We start from the raw sequence: 19,311 nt of genomic DNA, 5'->3' as shown, positions 1-19,311 counted from the left end.
CAGCTGACCTGCCAATATTAACTTCAAACCAAACAACTAATAGCCCCTTCCAGCAGACGTAGCCGGAATCATGACATCATCATGAGTTTCCAAGTACGCTCTGCCCGAAGGGGCTATATTCGTCATCCTCTATTTAAGCCGGAGTAGCTGCTACTGCCGGCTCTTCAGCTTCTTCATGCACAGTCTTGATCTGAATCATTACTGTACTTGGATCGGTCAGCACTTCAATACCATCCTGGAAAATCAGATCAGATACAAGTAATTGGTCACCGATAGCAAGGCCGCTGATATCCACTTCCATGGACGTCGGCAGATCGCCCGGCATACAGCGGACTTCTACTTCATAGATTTCCACCTGCAGAACGCCGCCTTCTTTGACCCCTGCAGCTTCGCCTGCAAAATGAATCGTAACTTTACTGTCCATGCTGATGCTCATGTTCACATGCTGAAAATCAATATGCAGCACTTTACCGGACATGGACTGCTTCTGAATGCTCTGAACTACCACCGGAACGGTTGTACCATCAGACAATTTCGCTTGCAGGATTGCACGCGGATTGGTTCTCAGCATTTCCAGCAGTTCCTTCTCACTCACTTCAAGGCTAAGAGTATCTTTACCAATTCCGTACAGTACTGCCGGGATGCGGCCTTGCTTTCTTGCCACATTCAGGTTGGACTTTGTGTCAGACGTACGATTGCTTAGTTGAATAAATTTACTCATTGCTTGGTTCCCGCTCTCTTCGACCATAAATTCTTGTCAGATTAAGTGTAACATGACCATAGAATCCAGTCAAACCAACAAGCATCAGACTTCGTATTCGGCAAAAGGGTCGGGGATCTCAATTCTGTAGGCTTCCGCATCGCTGACGCCTACAGACAGTACCGCCCGGCCGTCCTTGCCGCGCACCAGCCCGCCGCTGAAGATGACATCCTGCAGCTCGGGGCGTTTGCCCGGACCGATGGGGAAGTCGCTCCGGGCAGCGATGATTTTGATCGGGGTAGTCTCGAATGTATCCGGATTAAGTGAGAAAACCATGGAGTAGTAATGCTTCTTCTCCAAGCGGTCGAAGCAGGCAATATGTCCAAGCACGCCCACATGGCCATTGCTCAGCAGATGGGCTTCATTCGCGCCGCCCCATTCTTCCCGTACGAACTGATTCTGCAGAATCTCCGCTTCCAGAAAGGTCTGTTCGTTCAGCTCATCCAGAGAGTCAATAATGGTGAAGCCAATCTGTCCTCTGCCGCCCCGGTCTCCCTGCGGTCTGGTCAATACGCCAATTCTTCCGTCCTGAAGCTCGATCAGCCGGATATCCTTCATCATTTCCGGACCGGAGGAGAAATGGCGCATCGAATCAATCCGGTAGCCCCGGTAGAACTGCGTAACCCAGGAGATGATCTTCGGCGGATTATCTCCGGTAGTAATGACTTCAACTCCGCCGACAATCATTTCACCCTTTATCCGGGTTACGCAGGGATCCTGCAAATTATAAGTATGGGTATGCGCACGGGGGACCCAGACACCGTCTTCCCCGGATGTAAAAAAGAAGACTTGTGAGAACTCACTGTCGCGTTCCTCAACTCTTCCCAGTATCACTTCCTCCCCGTCATGCAGGAACGGGGCCGTTATATTGTATACATCACGTCCGCCTACACCGGAGAAGACAAGCTTCTCCACGTGCACGGTACGGAGATTGGCATAAAAGGTATCCAGCAGATCGTTACAGGTTGCTGTCTTTGCCGGGCTCCTTGTCATTGCCTTCCTCCTCATATTCATTTGCCTTATCTATTGCCCAATCGTTCTCATCTGATTCCATCCGGATCAATTCTCCGGGCTGAATATTGAAGTAAGTACACAGCTTCAGCAGCAGATCCCGGGGGTACTGCACCATCTCGTCTTTGTACATCCGCCGGACGGAATCGAAATGGTAATTAATGTCTTTCGCTAGCTTGCGGATCGATAATTTCGGGTCATGCTTCTCCATAACCTCACTCAATTTGCTGCGTATGACTGGCATCCATACACCTCCTACATCACTATATCTGGAGATTTCAGGGGAGTCAATAAATTGACAAGATTAAATGGTCATGTTATAGTTGCAACAGGAAATAATTTGCAGAAACAAAATTTTATACCACTCATCCCCGGAAAATAAAGTCCTCTTTATTTTCTTTTTTTGTCCCCAAAAGTACGATAATCAATAGGGAGGCTTTCATTATGAACCACAGCAACCGCAATAAAAACATTGTTTTCCTGTCCACCAGCCTGCCTAGAGAATGCGGAATTGCTACCTTCACCCAGGATCTGCTCGATGAATTCACGAAGCTTCAGGGCTTCAACAAACCGCGCATCATCGCCATGAATAACAACGGAAACTACCGTTACACGGACCAGGTCATGCGGGAAATTAACCAACAACAGCTATCTGATTATATAGATGCCGCCGAAGAAATCAACCAGTCAAATACCGATCTGCTCGTCATTCAGCATGAATTCGGTATCTACGGCGGAGAAAGCGGCGAATATCTGCTGCAGTTCACTGAGCGGCTCCATGTGCCTTATGTGGCGATTTTCCATACTGTATTAACCAAACCCTCGCCGAAACAGCATGAGATTATCACCCGAATAGCTGCAGGAAGCGTAAAGGTTGTCACGATGGCCCAGTCCACAGTAGATGATCTTATCTCTGTCTATCATATTAACGCCTCCAAAATTGCTTTTATTCACCACGGTGTGCCTTTCGTTAAGACTTCTACCCGCGCGGAGCTAAAAACCCAGTATAAGTTCGGAGAACGCAAAATCCTCTCCACCTTCGGTTTCCTGAGTCCCGGCAAGGGTATTGAGTATGCTATTGAAGCTATGAACGGAGTAGTGAAGCAGCATCCGGATGCGCTCTACATCATCTGGGGCAAGACCCATCCGGTCGTCAAACAGGAGACAGGTGAAGTATACCGTCAAAAGCTGACCAGTCTTGTGCATGAATTAGGCCTGGTCAATAATGTGCTGTTCGTTGACAAGCTGCTGACCCAGGAAGAGGTCATTGAGTCCCTGGTGATGTCGGATATTTATATGACCCCTTATCTGGGCAAGGATCAGGCAGTCAGCGGCACACTCGCTTATGGAGTAGGCTATGGCAGAGTAATCATCTCTACGCCTTACCGTTATGCCGAAGAGATGCTTGCCGGGGGCAGAGGCCTGCTGGCGAACTTCCGTGACTCCGCTTCGCTGGAAGCCTGCATCCTGGAGCTGCTGGATGATCCGGCCAAAGTTGAGGACATGGAGCAGCGTACCCAGGCGCTTGGCAGTACGATGATGTGGAGTGAGGTTGCGAAAACCTATGCTGCCATCTTTCAGGACAAAATAGCCCTCTCCAAACCGGCTGGCCGGAGTGTGATTTGATGCAGACATCTGCGGTACTGCAGTTCAAAACCGGTTATATGCGCCAGATCACTGATGATACGGGAATTTTCCAGCATACGAAGTTCGGCGTTCCCGACCGTGCCAAAGGCTATACCACCGATGACAATGCGCGGGCTTTGATCGCAGCCGTTCTGATGTACAAAAAAAATCAGGATACTGCCTCACTCGATCTGATCCATACGTACCTCTCGTTCGTCCACCATGCACAGAATGAAGAGGGGAACTTCCGGAATTTCATGGACTACAACCGTTCCTTCCTGGAGGAGCGCGGCTCCGAGGATTGCCAGGGACGCACACTCTGGGCGCTGGGCTTCGTGCTCTCCTACTCTTCCATTCTGCCGGATAATCTGCTAAATACCTGCCGGTATCTGATCAACCAGGCGCTGCCGCATATCGGAGGCCTGCGCTCTCCCCGGGCCTTGGGCTATGCCGTCATCGGCCTCAGCTATTTACTTGAGACTCCCGGAGCGCTCACCTACTCCTTCCCTTATCCGCATATACCAAGTACAGAAGAGGAACTGGCCTTCCTGCCGGAAGCCTTCATTAAAGAGCTTATCGAATCAGTCGCTATCCGGCTGCACGACCAGTATAACCTTACCAAAGGCGGGGACTGGAGCTGGTATGAAGACAGTCTGACGTACGGAAATTCTATGCTGCCTTGGGCGGTGCTTAAGGCTTTCAAGATCTCCGGCAATCCGGAGCTTCGTATAACAGCGAAAGAAAGTCTGGATTTCCTGATCTCCCGGACCTTCGCACCGGAAGGCTATTACAGACCTATCGGCAGCCACGGCTGGCTGCTGCGCGGCGGTACGCCTGCTCTCTATGACGAACAGCCAATCGAAGCCTGTGAAATGCTGCTCGCCTGCCGGGAGGCTGCCGCAGTGCTGCAGGACCCGTCTTATCTGCAGCAGGCCGACTTATGCTACACCTGGTATACAGGGAACAACTCCTTGCAGCTCTCCCTGATCGATCCCCAGACCGGGGCTTGCTACGACGGGATTCACAGCTCGGGGCTGAACCTTAATCAGGGATCGGAGAGCATCATCTCCTTCTCGATTGCCCATCTGGTGACTCATCATGGATAAATTCGCAACTATACTCGCAGGCGGAGGCGGCACCCGCTTCTGGCCGCTGTCGAGACAGGAAATCCCCAAGCAGCTGCTGAACATAAGCGGCAACGATATTATGCTGAACGATACAATTGAACGCTTCAAGGGCATCATCCCGCAGGAGAATACCGTCATTGTAACGAACCGTACCCAGGCGGTACTGCTGGAGAGTATTATGCACAGCAGTGTGCAGAAGAGCAATATTCTGATCGAGCCTGTGGCCCGGAATACCTCAGCAAGTATCCTGTTCGCCGCCTTCTCCATCCAGCAGATGAGTGAAGGGGATTCCTTAATGGTTGTCCTGCCTTCCGATCATTATATTACCGATGAGCCGCAGTTCCGGCTTACGCTGGACGAAGCCTGCACCGTCGCGATGGAGAGTAATGCCATTGTCACGATCGGGATCAAACCGACCTTCCCGTCCACCGGCTACGGCTACATCGCATATGACAAAGAGCCGATCGCAGTCAAACCGGTTGCCGTATACGATGTAGCTGAATTTGTGGAGAAGCCGGATTTCAAAAAGGCACAGGGATATCTGGCCTCAGGCAATTATCTCTGGAACAGCGGGATTTTCATCTGGAAGACCTCGGTCATTATCGATAACTTCAAGCGCTATCTGCCGCGGCTATATAATACGATGCTGCCGATCAGTGAAGCGCTCGGTACAGATCAGGAGCAGGAGACAATTAACCGGATCTATCCGCTGCTGCAGAATATCTCGATTGACTATGGCATCCTCGAACGTTCTGATGAGGTAGTGGTACTGTCCGGCCAGTTCGGCTGGAATGACATCGGCAGCTGGGATGCGCTTGGTGCCATCTTCCCGCCTGATGATGACGGCAACATTATCAAGGCGAATCATGTCGGCATCGATACCCGCAACTCCATTATCTATGGCAACGGGCGGCTGATTACCACCATCGGCGTAGACGGCTTCATCATCGCTGACACCGGGGATGCGGTCATGATCTGCCCCAAGGATAAAGCCCAGTCAGTCAAAGACATTGTCGATCTGCTCAAGGAGAAAGGCATGCTGGAATATGTATAGGCTATGACGATTATGTAATAACAAAGGGAGCACTGCTATTACAGCAATGCTCCCTTTGTTATGTTCTTATGGTTCTCCTAAGCTGAGCCAGCCCTTAGGTCCAGGCCCACAGGAACCCGTCGCGGTCCCAGGCAATCCGGCCGCCGTGCAGCTTGCGGAAAGCCTTCTTCACTTCTTTGGACAGCGATGCATTTCCATTCTCATTCACAAAGACAAATTGTTCGCCGAAATTCGCCTTCACATATTCAATCGCTGCGGTCTGGTGCAGGGTTCCTGTAAATTTGATTTCCTTGACCATCCATTCCGCCACTTCCTGTGCGGTTACTTCCATGGGGTAGTGCTCCTTCCTGCTTATCCTGCTTGTAGATTTCCCCATTATAGCATGAATACAACGGCTTCAAATGAATCAGTTCCTGAAACAATCAGCAGTTTATTAGAAACATAATAGAAAGAGCAGCGTCTATATATGGAAACTTATTCTATTTAATTCCAACAAAACAGAAAGGAGATTAATGATGAATCTGTATAAAAGAATATGGCCGGCTTGTCTGCTGCTCCTTCTCCTGCTGCAAAGCTTCACCTCAGCCGCCTCAGCCGCTTCCCTTGCCCCGGCAGCTGCGCCAGCCCGTCCGATTACCGTCAATATCAACGGAATCTTTATTGCCACGGACAGCAGCCCCTTTATTGAAGGCGGCAGAGTCAAAATGTCAGTCCGGACACTCGGCTCACTCGGGCTGACCTTTGCCTGGGATGCGGCCACCCGCACTGCTACGGTTACCAATCCGGCCAAGGATACATTCCAGCTAGTCGAGGGACAGAGAACGGCCTACAAGAATGGACAGCCGGTCCAGATGGATGATACGGCTGGTAACTACAACGGCCGGATCATGGTGCCGGCCCGCTTCGTCAGTGAGGCCTTCGGTTATAGCGTATACTATGAGCGAACGCGCGGCATCCTCTTCATTACCAGCAAGGATTATGTCCCAGATACCGCTGCTCTGCTCTCCAGTGACTTGGCAGCAGCCCGTCTCGCAGCCATCTCTCTGCCTATCCAGTATACCTTCACGCCTGATCGGGAAGCGGAGAGCGACAAGTTACGGAATTACAGCTACACGTTTGCTGCCAATGACGCTACACGCTATATCTATGAGAATGGACTTGTATCGACCGTCGTTGAGATTAAGAACGCCAGCGCCCATGCCGTCTGGCAATACGGCACGAATGGTATTCCCGGCTATGATCTCTATACTACGCTGGGAGGACAAGAGCCTAAATACATGAACGAAATGTTCCATGACCATTTCTCTTATTTTGGCGGAGGCTACCGGGCTTCCTACCAGACAGCAGCGGATGGCTCCTATCAGTCCTTTCCTTATTTTACCCGGAACTACGGTGAGATCATCCAGCCTATCCCTGAATAACTGAGTAGAACCAGACCAAACCACTGTCCATGATTGATGGGCAGTGGTTTGTGTACTGTAAGTCGCCTTAGTGTTATTGCCAAGCCGGGTAAGTCCAGCCTCTACCTTCTCCGCGCAGCCACATTGACCACACCATAGCGATAGAGCACCTTCTTCCCGAACCAGCCGAACAGCCTGTCAGTGAAGAAGCCCATGAAGCCCAGGCAGAACAGCCCGACGAATATCCAATCCGTACGGAAGAACAGCCGCGAATTCCAGATCAGATAACCGACACCTTCATTCGAAGCAATCATTTCTGCCCCGATAATAGCCATGTAAGAGGTTCCCATTGCCAGCCGTACACCGGTGAAGATATATGGAATCGTAGCAGGCACAATCACGTGCAGCAGAATCTGCCATTCATTTGCCCCCATGCTGCGGGCCGAGCGGACCTTATCCTCCTCTACCGACATCACACCGGTCAAGGTGTTCAGCACAACGATGAAGAAGGTGGCGTACATAATCAGCGCAATCTTTGACTGCTCCCCGATGCCGAACCAGACCAGAAAAAGTGTGATGAAGGCAATCGGCGGGATAAAGCGGATGAAATTCAAGAAAGGCTCGGCAAATATACGGATGACGTTTACTTTTCCGATGATCAGCCCTGCCGGAATAGCCAGCAGACTGCCGAGTACCCAACCGACAAGCACGCGGTAAAAGCTGATGCCAATATACTGCATCAAGGTGCCGTCTTGGACCAGTTCCCGCCCTCCCTTAAGCGTGGCCCATGGCCCCGGGATGACATCCGGACCATACACCCATGCGCCCAGCTGCCAGATGCAGAGTGCGGCAATCCATAGCAGGGAGACCGAGACCCATTTTTTCTCCACCCATTTCAACATGTACTGCCCCCCGATCCTATTCTTCAAAATGGCTCTGGATTTGGTTATACAGCGAGTAGAACTCCGGCGAGGCCACATCCCGCGGAAACGGCAGCGCATTGTCGTATATATCGGTGATATTGGAGGAAGGCCCCACGGACATGACGCCGATGCGCTCACCCAGCAGCAGTGCTTCCTGAATATCGTGCGTTACGAAAATAACGGTCTTATGCGTCTCACGCCATATTTGCACCAGTTCCTTCTGCATCGTCCGCCGGGTCATGGCATCCAGCGCGCCAAAGGGCTCATCCATCAGCAGAATCGCCGGATCATTCGCCAGTACCCGGGCCAGCTGTACCCGCTGTTTCATCCCTCCCGACAATTCCTTCGGGAATTTATCCTCATGCCCGTTCAGCCCGACTAGCGTGATATACCGGTCTGATAGGGTCCGGCGCTCTGCCTTGCCCGTCTTCTTCATCCGCAGTCCGAACTCTACATTCTCCCGCACCGTGAGCCAGGGGAACAGGGAGGAGTCTGCCTGCTGAAATACAACCGCCCGGTCCCGGCCCGGCTTATCCACCTCGACGTTGTCCACCCGCAGATTGCCGCCAGATTTGGAGACAAAGCCTGCGATCATGTTCAGCAGCGTTGATTTGCCGCAGCCGCTCGGGCCTAGCAGGACGAAGAATTCGCCGCCTTTGATAACCAGGCTCACATCCTTGATAATATAATGAACGTCCCCGGCCGCAGGCTCGCTGTAGCTCTTGCGCAGCTGCTCGATATGGATGGCATGCTGTTTGGCAGGTAAAGACATGAGGCACCTCCAGAAAGTTAAGTTATTTCGTGTAAGCTAAGCTACTTGGCAAAAGTCACTTTATCCGGCAAAGCCTGCTTCAGCGGGTCCAGACTAAGCTTGCTGTCCAGATCAAAATCCTGTTCAATGATTCCTGTATCGACCATATACTTTTTCTGTCCGGCAAGACTGTCATAGGCAGCCTGTGTAAAGCCGACCTTCCACGGATTCGTCGGCAAGTCCTTCAGCGTCGCTTCCTTCGGCTGCTTCAGTTCCTTGAACATCAGATCGGCCACTTCCTCCGGATGCTCCTGGGCATAAGCCGCAGCCTCGTCCACCGCCGCCAGGAATTCGCCAATTCCCTCAGGATTCGCCTGCACAAAAGCATTCCCTGCGACAATCCCCATCCCCAGGCGTACCGGAGTCTTCGACATATCCGTCAGCTCATGCACACCCTCAAGCGCAGCCAGCTTATCCGTCAGCGCTGAACCGCTGAACCAGGCAGCATCCACATCACCCTGCTTCAGTGCAATGAAGGCTTCGTCGAACGCACCCTGTCCTGTCAGCTTCACATCGCTTAGGGCAATGCCCTGCTCCTTCAGGTATTCATCCCACAGATACGGCAGAAACGTACCGCGCATGAAGCTTAGATTCTTGCCTTTTAGATCCGCAGCTGACTTGATCTCATCCCTTACATACAGCTTCCATACCGCCGCTGCCTGATCCGTAGCTTGGCCGGCGGAAGCAATGATCGAATAGTCGCCCTTGGAGACGGCATTCAGCACCGGGAAATCAGCACCGAAAGCCACGTCTACCTGCTTGATGAATAGCGCATTTACTCCCTCAGCCGGAGTGCCGAAGTTGATGATTTCTGCATCGATGCCGTGGTTGGCGAAGATGCCTTTATCGACTGCTACCCGGAAGGTAGAATTCGTATTGATGTCGGCAATTCTAATCTTCAGGATCTTCTGCTGGCCGCTGGCCGTTCCTGTGGAAGCCGCCGCGTCTCCCTTGGAGCTGCAGCCGGACAGAACCAGTACCAGAGATAAGGATAAGAGCAGGAAGGCTGAGCCGTACCATGATTTTTTCAAAACTACACACCTCTTCGTCTATAAATTTCTATAGCCTATCTAATTATCTGACTGGTTCTCCGGACGCTGCCTTCTTCCGCAGTAGCCACGCAAGCGGCCCCCTCTGTAAACGGAAGTGTGGTCGCTACACTCACTACCGAATCCGATCCCTTCGGCGCAGCTCCCGGCACTCTGAAGCTGGACACATCGATGGCCTCGATAGCAATTTCCTGCGGCTTCGCCAGCTGCGGCACCCAGGCATAGGGTACACGGTAGGAACGATAGACCATATTCGTATTGCGGCGGTCGGTGTAAGGGGAGATATACTCCCAGACCAGCTCATGCTCCGCCGTCACCTCGAACAAGCGCCCGTTCGAACCCTCGGTAATCAGCGTGTTGCCGTTCGGGAGCCGCTGCGCCGAGCTGATATACGGACTGTAGAATTTATAGGAATCGGTCGGAACGGAGAAGCCGGCCTCCGCCGAGGTATACTGCCACTCGATATCCAGTGTCACCGGATTAATCTCCAGCACACGGGAATGGTCGCGCAGCGCATTCTTCTGTCCAAAAGGTGAAGAGGGATTCGGCAGCCCATATCCGCCCCAGCCGCCGTTATCGAATACGAGCAGATTGCCTTCGCCCGGCAGTCCCTTCGGAATGATGTGGGCGTGATGCTGGCCGATAATCCAGTCGATATGCTTCAGTTCAGGCAGCGAATAGTCCGGTCCCAGCCGCCAGACGATGGCCCCGCTGCGCTTGTCGGTGATGGCGATAATATTCGCCTCGCGCGCATCCCAGATAATATTGTCCGGGTGGAAACGCTCGTCTCCGTTATCATAGAATTTGTTCGGCCCTACGTATGAAGCGGAGTTGATATGCAGCCAGTCGCCTACACCGCCGCCCAGATCTCCGAAGGAGCGGGTGTTGGGATCGCGGAAGAGAACATTTCGCGCTGCCTGATCAAATCCGAGCTCCGCGAAATGATCGCTGGCCGCCCATTCCCAGGTCACATTGCCTTCCCAGTCCACTTCAATGATCGTGTCATCCAGCAGCTGCTTATCGGAGATCTCAGGATTATACAGATTCTTATGCGCTAAGATCAGCGTTGTCCCGCTGTTAGCTGAAGGTTCAAGCCCGGGAGCATAGTATCCGACCGGATTGCCCTCCCGCTGATAGTCGTGATGCTGGCGGGCGTACCACAGCGGCTCATACCCCGGGTCCTCGATATGCTCGTAGCTGTTGTATCTCCAGACCACATTGCCGTCCCAATCGACCTGAACCAGATCGACATTATCCTGAATGCCGAATTTGGGATCTCTTCTGCCCGTGCTGCCCAGGACGTAGCCGCCGGGGAGGATTTTGGCAGGAAAGCCGATCAGCCCTTGCCACAGATGCACTTCCTTGCCGCTCATATCGATCAGCACGACTCCCTCGTCGCCTGCCTGAAATACAGTGTAGCCGCTCCATGCCTTGGACGGGTTATATACCGTCGCCCCTGTCGGATAAATTGTTGAATGTCCCATGATCATCTCTCCTTAAAGTTTTGTTAGCGGAAGCTTCATTTTCAATAGCTGAGATAGTTCTTCTTCACCTCTGCACGCGGCTTCTGTTCAGGCTCTTGAGGTACGGGAATCTCAGCATTTTGCTGTGCCAGCTTCAGCAGCGTATCCGAGAACCCTTCCAGATTGCCGATGATCCGTTCATAGAAGCGGCTCTGCTGCTCAAGCTCCTCATCCGTAAAGCCCTCGAACAGAAGCGTAATACATCGGGCACCGATGTTGCCGTTGCGCTCCACCATCTCCCGGCCCTTGGCCGTAATATCAAGCAGCACGGTTCTGCGGTCATCTTCCTTGCGTCTGCGCACCGTATATCCGCCGGCCTCCAGCTTGTCACTCAGCGCCGTTATAGCGCCCGAAGTGAAATCGAGCTGCTCTGCCAGATCGCCCAGCCGCTGCTCACCATCGCGGATAATCTTTTGCAGAATCAGCATGCCGGGCAAGGAAATCCCCTCCACGCTTACGCGGTCACGTTCCTTGACGAATCTGCGCACCATTTTGCGGAACAGGTGGTCTGCCTCCTCCAGCCGCTCCCACGGGTTATCTTCCATGCTCTCTCTCCTCTGCTGTCCATCCAAAGGAACCCAAAAAGGCCCCCGGAAAATTCCCTGTACGGGAATATTTGCGGGAGCCTTTGGTGGTCCAATCAGCTCAAATATGATGGTCGTATTTATTATTTCATTGTTCATTTAATTAGTAGTGAACTATTGCTGATATCATATACCCCTTAAACCCACCTGTCAAGTATGAATATATTAAATGAATGTTAAAGGGCCTCCGGGGTGCTCTTACGGGCGGATGGAGGGTTCATGGTACTCTAGGTGTATTATTGTTGCATTATTTACAACTTTGGTTCATGGATAGCTGCGTGTCCGGGAGGATTGTTGTATGAAATACAAGAATTATCTTGTTCATCTGCTTGGAAGCGAAGAGATGCTGCATTTCCTGCAACAATTTTGGATTTAGGCCGATTTTAGGAGGGGAATGTTGTATTTGATGCAGGATTTTAAGACGCTTACCCGGCAAAAAGCGAAAATGATTGATGTTGTCAGCCGGAAAACCTCCGGCTGACCTTCTTTTGCAAAGATTCCAAGTGCTGGCGCCAAGCTGCTGATCCGGAGCATTAAGACAAACTGACCACGTAGGTGAGGAACTGATAGACGTTGTCCTTCAGCACAGTTGCTGTGGCCAGAAGCTTCTTGCCCGAGGGGCTCCAGTGCAGCTGGTCAGACACGCGGATATCATTCAGCACCGGCGTCTGCTCTCCGGTCTCCACCTCGGTAATGAACAGGTCTTCCTGGTCATCAGCAGAACCTGCTGCAGTGACTGCATAGGCCAGCTTGCTGCCGTCCGGCGACCAGCTGGTACCGAAGATCTGCTGGCCTGCAGCAAGCTGGGACTGTTCATTGCCTTCACTGTCACAGAGCTTCAGCACCATCTCGCCCGGTCCCTTACGTTCGACAATTGCGAGCGTGCTTCCGTCCGGTGACGGAACAACCCACATTACATTTTTCCCCAACACCTTGGCCTGCTTCGTGTCGATATCGTAAGCGCTCAGCTGGCTGTCTTCACCCGTAATATACAGAATACGGCTGCCACTCTGCATGACCTCATGTACATAAGGGATGCCGGTCTTCAGCACTGTCTCCGGCTTGCCGTTCACATCCGTGCTCATGATATTGCCTTCCATATCAGGGTAAATCACATGCTCATTATCCGCCCATCTTCCTTCTTCGTTTCTGAACTCCGCATCACTCATTTTCACAGAAACGCCTGTGGCCAGATCCATAATATAGCCAAGTCCAGTAGCTTCATACAGCTCTTTGTAGAATACATGCGTCTTGTCCGGAGACATTTGCGGTGAACCATAATTCAGCTCCCCCTCCTGCAGCGGAGTTTCATCACCCGTAGAGAGTGTATGCAGATAGAGATTCAGCGGATATCTTTCCTGGCCTTCGATCACCTGCGCAGGGAGATTACGGTTTTCTTTGGTCACAACCATGACGTCCTCACTGACGAAATCCGTGCCCCGCACACCCTCCACCTTATCAATTCCTTCCAGCTTCAACTGGGTATAGACGGATTCGCTAATGTTATCGAGGACCGTAATTTTTTGGCCGGATTTCTCGACCACCTGCCTCGTTTCAGTATTCTCCGCAGCGCAGCCTGTCACGGACAGCAGAACCGCACCACATAGCAGAATTGCCCGCACCTTGCCCTGTCTTCTATTGTTCTCAGCATTCATTAGGCTTCCCTCCAGCTTGTGTTACTCCCAGCATACCGGATGCTTATTTCCAAACCGCATATAGAATGTTTCCAAGTTGTAAACTAAACCCCACAACATATAAATTCTTTTACAGTGGAACCTGTTTTGCCGTCACTAAGGGAAAAGACAGCTCAAACGCTGCCCCCTCGCCTGAGCTTTCCAGCAGCACAATGGTTCCGTTCTGCTTCTCCACCAGGTTACGGACCAGCGAAAGTCCAAGCCCCGTGCCTCCCGAGGCTCTCGAACGGTCACGGTTAACGGTATAGAACGGCTCGAAGATCTTGTCCCGCGACTCTTCAGGAATGCCGATACCGGAATCGCGGATTGTAATCCATACCCGCCCGTCCCTGAGCTCGCTCCGCAGATGAATACTTCCCTGTGGAACATTATATTTGATCGCATTATCGAGCAAATTGATGAAGATATGCATGAAGCTCTCTTTATCGATCCAGATGTGCGCCGGCTTGACGTCAAGCGATACCGTAAGTCCATACCGCTCCGCCTTGCCTTTCATCCGGCCGCATATATCCCGCAGCATGCCCTCGACCTCCAGCAGCTCTGCCTGGGATTCGAAATCATATTTCTCCAGCGCGGTCAGCTGCAGCACCTTCTCCACCATCTCATACAGCCGGTCTGTCTCCTTGGCAATGCTGAGCTTGGCATCATGCAGCAGCTCGGGGTCATCGTCATACATGTTCAGCAGATCAACATAAGCCTTGATTGAAGTCAGCGGTGTCTTGAACTCATGGCTGATATTCCCGATGTACTGCTTCTGCTGCTGCTCCAGCGCCTGCAGCTTCTCCACTGCGAGCTGCAGCTTGCGCCGCTCCTCGTCCTTCGCGGCAATGCTGCTCTCGATCTCCCGGCTCATGAAGTAGATGCCTTCGGCCAGCTCCCCAAGCTCATCCTTGCGCTTCACGGGCGGAGCCGAGATGTAATCGGCACGGCGGATGTCCTCCGCCGATTTCTTCAAGCGGCCGATCGCTGCCGCAGCGCGGTTGAAGTACAGGTACCCGGTAATGAAGCTGAGCACCAGCACCGCGCCTCCTGTCGTCAGGAACAGATTCAGCAGCGTCTGCTGGAAGCTCCGGGCGTCCTGCAGCGAGTACTGCAGCTGCACCACACCCATCTGCTCCTCCGGCCCCTGCAGCGGAGCCAGATACAGCAGCTTGTCGCCTTCACTCTGATAGGCGACTTTATTATTCAGCGCGTAGTCCAGTGCCGCGCTGACATCCGGCCTGCCCGGCCCCGGCTCACCCTGCGCCGAGGTTCCCACCTGCTGACCCTGGCTGTCGTACAGGGTCACCTCCAGGCCGGTGTACCCGGCCAGCTCGGCGGCCAGCGCCCGGCCCCGCTGCTGCATGAAGGCCTGCGGCTCCAGGCGCACGCCGGTATAGTAAGTCTGCTTCACGCGCAGATTGACGGTTGTAACATGCTGGGCCAGATAGCTCTCCGTCTGCCCCTGCTGATTGCGCTCCACACCGCGCAGCACGAAATAGCTCAGCACGCTGAGCGCAAGAATGAGCAGCAGAGCCAGGAACAGGCTGAACTTCAGCTTGATGCTGACCCTCATGGGTAGCTCCCCGCAGGCACAGCCTTATAGCCGATGCCATAGACGGTCTGCAGGATGTTCTGGTAGGGCTCGCCCAGCTTTTTGCGCAGCCGCTGAATATGGATATCCACCGTACGCGTTCCCCCGGCGTAGTCCATATCCCACACCTGCTCCAGCAGCTCCTCGCGCATATACACCCGCTGCGGGTGCGAGAGCAGCAGCAGCAGCAGATCGAATTCCTTCGGAGTGAGCTCAAGGCTCTCCTCCCCAAGCTCGGCGCTGCGCCGGTCGGGATGCACCCGCAGAATGCCGTATTCGATCAGCTCGCTCTTAACCTCCGCCGTATTCTTCTCCAGCCTGCGCAGCAGTGCCTTGACCCGGGCCAGCAGCTCGCGGATCTCGAACGGCTTGGTCATATAATCGTCTGCACCAAGCTCCAGGCCGACAATTTTATCGACAATATCATTTTTGACGGTCAGCAGAATAATTCCGATATCATCACGGTTCTCAAGCTTGCGGCACACATCATACCCGCTCAGCTTCGGCATCATTACATCCAGTACCAGCACGTTCGGGCGGAAGGTGCTCGTCTTGCTCAGCGCTTCCTCCCCGTCACCGGCAGTATCGACCTCATAGCCTTCACGCCGCAGCGCGTAGGCAATCGCACTCACAATGGCCGGTTCATCATCGACGACCAGTATTTTTTTCATAGGAGGTTCATCCTTCCGTTTGCACTTGCTTTGGTAAGGGTAAGTATATTTCTGTGTCCATTCAAGGATAACGCAGATGAAGAAGCAGGATCAAGGAAATGCAGGCTTCGCCGGTATTTACTACTAGAATCACCGTCCGGGCCTGCTGGCAAACACCGGTTAGGCAAATGCTTTTAGAACGAACCAGGGCTTCCAAAACATTTAGGTTATCTTTAAGAAGACTTAAGCTTCATTTCAGTATTGACGGGTAAACTGTACTTAGCTGAAGTTCACTAGCCGCCGCAAACCACTAACCCTGAACGATATAACCAATTATGAAAAGAGGATAACAGATATGAACATAAAACGAATGAATATTAAGCGGGTAATGATTGTCGGAACGATGATTGTAGCCATGTCCTTTGGAGGAACTGCCTGGGGCAAGCCAGCATTACATACCCTTCCCGTTGCCAAATGGTCCACATCTGATGTGGCCGATACCGATGAGCTGCTGGACGCCTTGAACCTGAGCCAGTCCTCCGATGAAGAGCTGTACGACGCCCTATATGACGGCAAATCCCTGCGCACCATTGCAGAAGAGAACGGTGGGAATATCAATAATGTTATCAACCTGCAGGTCAAACAGCTGACCCAGCAGCTGGAAGCAAGACTGGCGAGCGGAAGCATCAATCAGCAGCAGTACACCGCACAGAAAGCTGAGCTTAGAGAGATCGTGACGCAGAGCGTGCTGACTTCGTTTGGCTGAGTAAGAATCACCTGGCAGACGGGAACTGTACTCTAATACTTAGCATAACAGAAACGGTACCGCCCTCAGGGGCGGTACCGTTTCTGCGATAAATGATGGTGAATATAGCACGGAACCTTCCGGTCCCGAGGCTTTTCATTACAAGACGCCGTGTCCCGTTTCTGCGATAAATGATGGTGAATATAGCACGGAACCTTCCGGTCCCGAGGCTTTTCATTACAAGACGCCGGGCCCTCAACCGCAGGTTTGCCAGGCAGCGCTAGCTGTCCAGCAAGCAGCAGCGGCAGGCATCCTATAAGGAATATACCTAACATGAACCAGCCTAACGTCGAAGCAGGGTCCGTCCATTTATACAGCATAACCAGGATTCCGACACTGGATATCCGCCCCACACTGAGTGCGCATTCCCGCCATACCACAAGCTCTGTGCTAATTCTGCCGCCTTGATTGAATTGGCTGACATAATTGTAAGTCAACGTATTAAAAGGCGTATCAAAAACCGGCCTGCTAACTGCATCCATAATTCCGAAAAGTAATAATGTACTTGGATTCATCTGAATTGCAATACCAACAATAGACAGGTTGAATAGCGCAGTGCCTGCGGCCATCAATCTGCGATGATGATATTCCTGACTGAACCGGCCGATCACATAGAAGCTGACTACCGATATTAAAGTAGTCAGAAAGGCGAATTTCCCGGTTGTCCCTTCGCTCCGGGTCGCTACGAATACCCACAGGCCTATCGCCGCTGACAGCACGCCTTCACGGAAAGCCAGAGCAATGAAGGCGTACGTAAGCCGTCTCCATGCTGGCTGCTCCAGCACAGCCAGCATGCTGCGGAGCTGGAAGGGCTCGCAGACCAGAATATCCGGGAGGCGAAAGGAGGCCAGCATGGACAACAGGAAGCAAAGGAAAGCCGCGCCGAATACCAGTGGATAACCCACTCCATCCGGTGCTGCTGACACCGTCCAGCCCGCTAATAAAGGCCCCAGCATCCCTGTAATGGAACCGATCATTCCATTCACTCCATTAAACCAGTTCCGGTTGGACGACGTGGTCAGATCGACCGACAATACGTTGATGCCCAGCCAATAGAATCCGGCTCCGATGCCGTACATCACACCAAGCTGGGGAATCCAATGAGCAGACTGCTCCGCGAACAAGAGGATCAGCCCGAAGAAGACGAGCTGAAGTACTGTCCCGATTGCAATGGTGCTCTTGCGGGAGACCCGCTTGCTGAACCAGCCGGCCAACCCGAAGGAGGGCAGCCATGCTGCATACGAGATCAGCGTGAAGAGCAGGGGGACAGATACATCCTGCGTCAATTTGTACCAGTATACGTTAAGGAACAGGGTGGACAGATTCAGGCCTAATCCATTTAATCCGTTCACCGACAATAACGTCTTGGCGGGTGAGGACAGCCTCGTGCGGTCGTTCACACGGGTGTCCGCGATGCCCCGGACACTCAAACTATCTTCTCTTCCTGCAGCTTACGAAGGTAGACGGGATTCGTCAGGCAAGTAGTGACCGTCATATTCGCCTCCGCCAGGTAACGGCTTGCTTCTGCACGATAGAACAAGCGGTCCGTTAACACAGGCAATGTATATTCTCTGCCGCTCTCCACGTTCCATTCCTGCTCTACGCCGCGGTCAGACCATAGCTGTACGAGGTCTCCTGCCGCCCCCGCCATTTTTATAACCAATTCATATTCCTGCTGCTGACTGTCCACGATTACCGTGTCACCAACGCCTGCCTCCCCGATGGATAGCTCGATGAAAGTCTCGTTTGTCCCGGAGGAAAGGACTACACGCCCGGCCCTGATTCCACGAAGAATCGCCTCCTTCGATTCTGCTTCCGAGCGGACATAAGTCGTAGGCGTTCCATGCGTGACATACGGCTCAATTCTATGCGTGTCACTTCCCCCTACTGCAATAATCTTCCGGCCGGAAGCCAGTTGCTCCTGCCACCAGCGCACGGCAGTCTCGTTAATCGGACGCCAGGGTCCATTCCATACCTCGATAGCATCGTAGGGCAAGTCAAAGCCTAATTCCCACGGACAGTTCGAGCAGAACGGGTGATTTAAAGAAATGAATGCCCCCTTATCCACCGCCCGCTGTAATACCCCTCTGGCCTGCTCAGGAGTCAGGATACGGAAGTCGTCCAGTGCGTCAGGATGCCCGAGCAGGTTGCAATGTCCTTTATAGCTGGTTAATTCCACCCCGGGAATAAGCACAATTTGCTCATCGGCTGCCAGTGTGGACAAATTCTGCGAAGCATTATTGTGATCGGTGAAGGCCATGAACTCCAGCCCTTTGTCCTTGCAAGACTGAATGGCCTCCTGGGTAGTGTAAGAACCATCACTGTGAACGCTATGCATATGCAAGTCGCCCTTCATCCAGCGGGAATGCTCATGAAAGAGCTTCACATGAATTCTGACCTCACACCCGCCCTCGGGCACACGGTAGGCACCCAGAAGGACCTTCCATTCTCCAGCAGCTATCGGACCGGCCAGGTAGCCGGGGGTCGCTTTGCCGAGTCCGGTGAAGAAGGATTCTCTGGCTCCGCCGCTCCAGCCTATTATCCGTTCCGGTGAACGGAGTCCAATATCAATGACAGCCGCCCCATTCTGACGTTCGTACGTATAGTTCACTTCGATCCTTTCCACAGCCGCCCCGGCTGCAAAGGGGATTTCTATATACGTTTGCTCCTCTTCTTTTACAATCCTTCTGTTCAAGGAAAGCTCTGAGATGATCTGCAAGT

19 protein-coding genes are annotated in these 19,311 nt (G+C 52.7%); 5 read left to right on the top strand and 14 right to left on the bottom strand.

Annotated elements, in window-relative coordinates:
- Positions 1-133: 133 nt before the first annotated feature.
- From QW71_RS15795 to QW71_RS37120, 3 genes are all read right to left on the bottom strand, one after another.
- On the bottom strand, positions 134-721 hold the full coding sequence (locus QW71_RS15795) for a 50S ribosomal protein L25 (RefSeq protein ID WP_042132942.1): 588 nt from the start codon (positions 719-721) through the stop codon (positions 134-136).
- An 84-nt stretch (positions 722-805) separates the two neighbouring features.
- Positions 806-1,753, bottom strand: a complete 948-nt coding sequence (locus QW71_RS15790; protein ID WP_039300091.1) for a DUF1861 family protein — start codon at positions 1,751-1,753, stop codon at positions 806-808.
- Entirely contained in the window at positions 1,719-2,015 is a 297-nt protein-coding gene (locus tag QW71_RS37120; RefSeq protein WP_047013798.1) for a helix-turn-helix transcriptional regulator, read from the bottom strand. The genes QW71_RS15790 and QW71_RS37120 overlap by 35 nt, the downstream gene beginning before the upstream one ends.
- A gap of 200 nt (positions 2,016-2,215) precedes the next feature.
- On the opposite strand from QW71_RS37120, the gene QW71_RS15780 reads away from it, so the two are divergent.
- The 3 genes from QW71_RS15780 to QW71_RS15770 are packed head-to-tail and all read left to right on the top strand — an operon-like array spanning position 2,216 to position 5,578.
- A complete protein-coding gene (locus tag QW71_RS15780; protein WP_039300088.1) occupies positions 2,216-3,397 on the top strand; it encodes a glycosyltransferase family 4 protein in 1,182 nt (393 codons plus the stop codon).
- On the top strand, positions 3,397-4,503 hold the full coding sequence (locus tag QW71_RS15775; protein WP_047013797.1) for a hypothetical protein: 1,107 nt from the start codon (positions 3,397-3,399) through the stop codon (positions 4,501-4,503). Before QW71_RS15780 ends, QW71_RS15775 begins: the two co-directional genes overlap by 1 nt.
- On the top strand, positions 4,496-5,578 hold the full coding sequence (locus QW71_RS15770; RefSeq protein WP_039300084.1) for a mannose-1-phosphate guanylyltransferase: 1,083 nt from the start codon (positions 4,496-4,498) through the stop codon (positions 5,576-5,578). Before QW71_RS15775 ends, QW71_RS15770 begins: the two co-directional genes overlap by 8 nt.
- Before the next feature lie 94 nt (positions 5,579-5,672).
- Here the strand turns inward: QW71_RS15770 and QW71_RS15765 are convergent, their stop codons facing one another.
- A complete protein-coding gene (locus QW71_RS15765; RefSeq protein WP_039300082.1) occupies positions 5,673-5,909 on the bottom strand; it encodes a hypothetical protein in 237 nt (78 codons plus the stop codon).
- Between the two features lie 181 nt (positions 5,910-6,090).
- On the opposite strand from QW71_RS15765, the gene QW71_RS15760 reads away from it, so the two are divergent.
- Positions 6,091-6,999 (top strand): copper amine oxidase N-terminal domain-containing protein, encoded by a 909-nt coding sequence (locus QW71_RS15760; protein ID WP_083442570.1) that lies wholly within the window; start codon positions 6,091-6,093, stop codon positions 6,997-6,999.
- Positions 7,000-7,100: 101 nt separating this feature from the next.
- On the opposite strand, the gene QW71_RS15755 is transcribed toward QW71_RS15760, so the two are convergent.
- The 8 genes from QW71_RS15755 to QW71_RS15720 form a co-directional block, all read right to left on the bottom strand.
- Entirely contained in the window at positions 7,101-7,880 is a 780-nt protein-coding gene (locus QW71_RS15755; RefSeq protein WP_039300079.1) for an ABC transporter permease, read from the bottom strand.
- A 16-nt stretch (positions 7,881-7,896) separates the two neighbouring features.
- Positions 7,897-8,673, bottom strand: a complete 777-nt coding sequence (locus tag QW71_RS15750; RefSeq protein ID WP_039300076.1) for an ABC transporter ATP-binding protein — start codon at positions 8,671-8,673, stop codon at positions 7,897-7,899.
- Positions 8,674-8,714: 41 nt separating this feature from the next.
- On the bottom strand, positions 8,715-9,743 hold the full coding sequence (locus QW71_RS15745) for an ABC transporter substrate-binding protein (protein WP_039300074.1): 1,029 nt from the start codon (positions 9,741-9,743) through the stop codon (positions 8,715-8,717).
- 35 nt (positions 9,744-9,778) lie between these two features.
- Entirely contained in the window at positions 9,779-11,245 is a 1,467-nt protein-coding gene (locus QW71_RS15740; protein ID WP_039300072.1) for an aryl-sulfate sulfotransferase, read from the bottom strand.
- 41 nt (positions 11,246-11,286) lie between these two features.
- Complete coding sequence (locus QW71_RS15735) at positions 11,287-11,829, bottom strand: MarR family winged helix-turn-helix transcriptional regulator (RefSeq protein WP_039300070.1); 543 nt, start codon at positions 11,827-11,829, stop codon at positions 11,287-11,289.
- A 572-nt stretch (positions 11,830-12,401) separates the two neighbouring features.
- The gene (locus QW71_RS15730; protein ID WP_039300067.1) at positions 12,402-13,523 is read right to left on the bottom strand and encodes a PD40 domain-containing protein; all 1,122 of its coding nucleotides are present in this window, start codon (positions 13,521-13,523) and stop codon (positions 12,402-12,404) included.
- Positions 13,524-13,632: 109 nt separating this feature from the next.
- Positions 13,633-15,117, bottom strand: coding sequence for a HAMP domain-containing sensor histidine kinase (locus QW71_RS15725; RefSeq protein ID WP_039300064.1), 1,485 nt, complete (start codon positions 15,115-15,117; stop codon positions 13,633-13,635).
- On the bottom strand, positions 15,114-15,806 hold the full coding sequence (locus QW71_RS15720; protein ID WP_039300061.1) for a response regulator transcription factor: 693 nt from the start codon (positions 15,804-15,806) through the stop codon (positions 15,114-15,116). The genes QW71_RS15725 and QW71_RS15720 overlap by 4 nt, the downstream gene beginning before the upstream one ends.
- Positions 15,807-16,140: 334 nt before the next feature.
- On the opposite strand from QW71_RS15720, the gene QW71_RS15715 reads away from it, so the two are divergent.
- Entirely contained in the window at positions 16,141-16,551 is a 411-nt protein-coding gene (locus QW71_RS15715) for a hypothetical protein (protein WP_235441468.1), read from the top strand.
- Between the two features lie 65 nt (positions 16,552-16,616).
- Here the strand turns inward: QW71_RS15715 and QW71_RS15710 are convergent, their stop codons facing one another.
- On the bottom strand, positions 16,617-18,020 hold the full coding sequence (locus tag QW71_RS15710) for an MFS transporter (RefSeq protein ID WP_039300058.1): 1,404 nt from the start codon (positions 18,018-18,020) through the stop codon (positions 16,617-16,619).
- Positions 18,017-19,309 (bottom strand): CehA/McbA family metallohydrolase, encoded by a 1,293-nt coding sequence (locus QW71_RS15705; protein ID WP_039300055.1) that lies wholly within the window; start codon positions 19,307-19,309, stop codon positions 18,017-18,019. The genes QW71_RS15710 and QW71_RS15705 overlap by 4 nt, the downstream gene beginning before the upstream one ends.
- Positions 19,310-19,311: the final 2 nt, after the last annotated feature.

The sequence above is a fragment of the Paenibacillus sp. IHB B 3415 genome, assembly GCF_000802655.2.
In the GTDB taxonomy this organism is placed as follows: Bacteria; Bacillota; Bacilli; order Paenibacillales; family Paenibacillaceae; genus Paenibacillus_AQ; species Paenibacillus_AQ phytohabitans.
The sequence above is the reverse complement of the archived record's forward strand: the minus strand, read 5'-3'. Positions and strand labels throughout refer to the sequence as shown.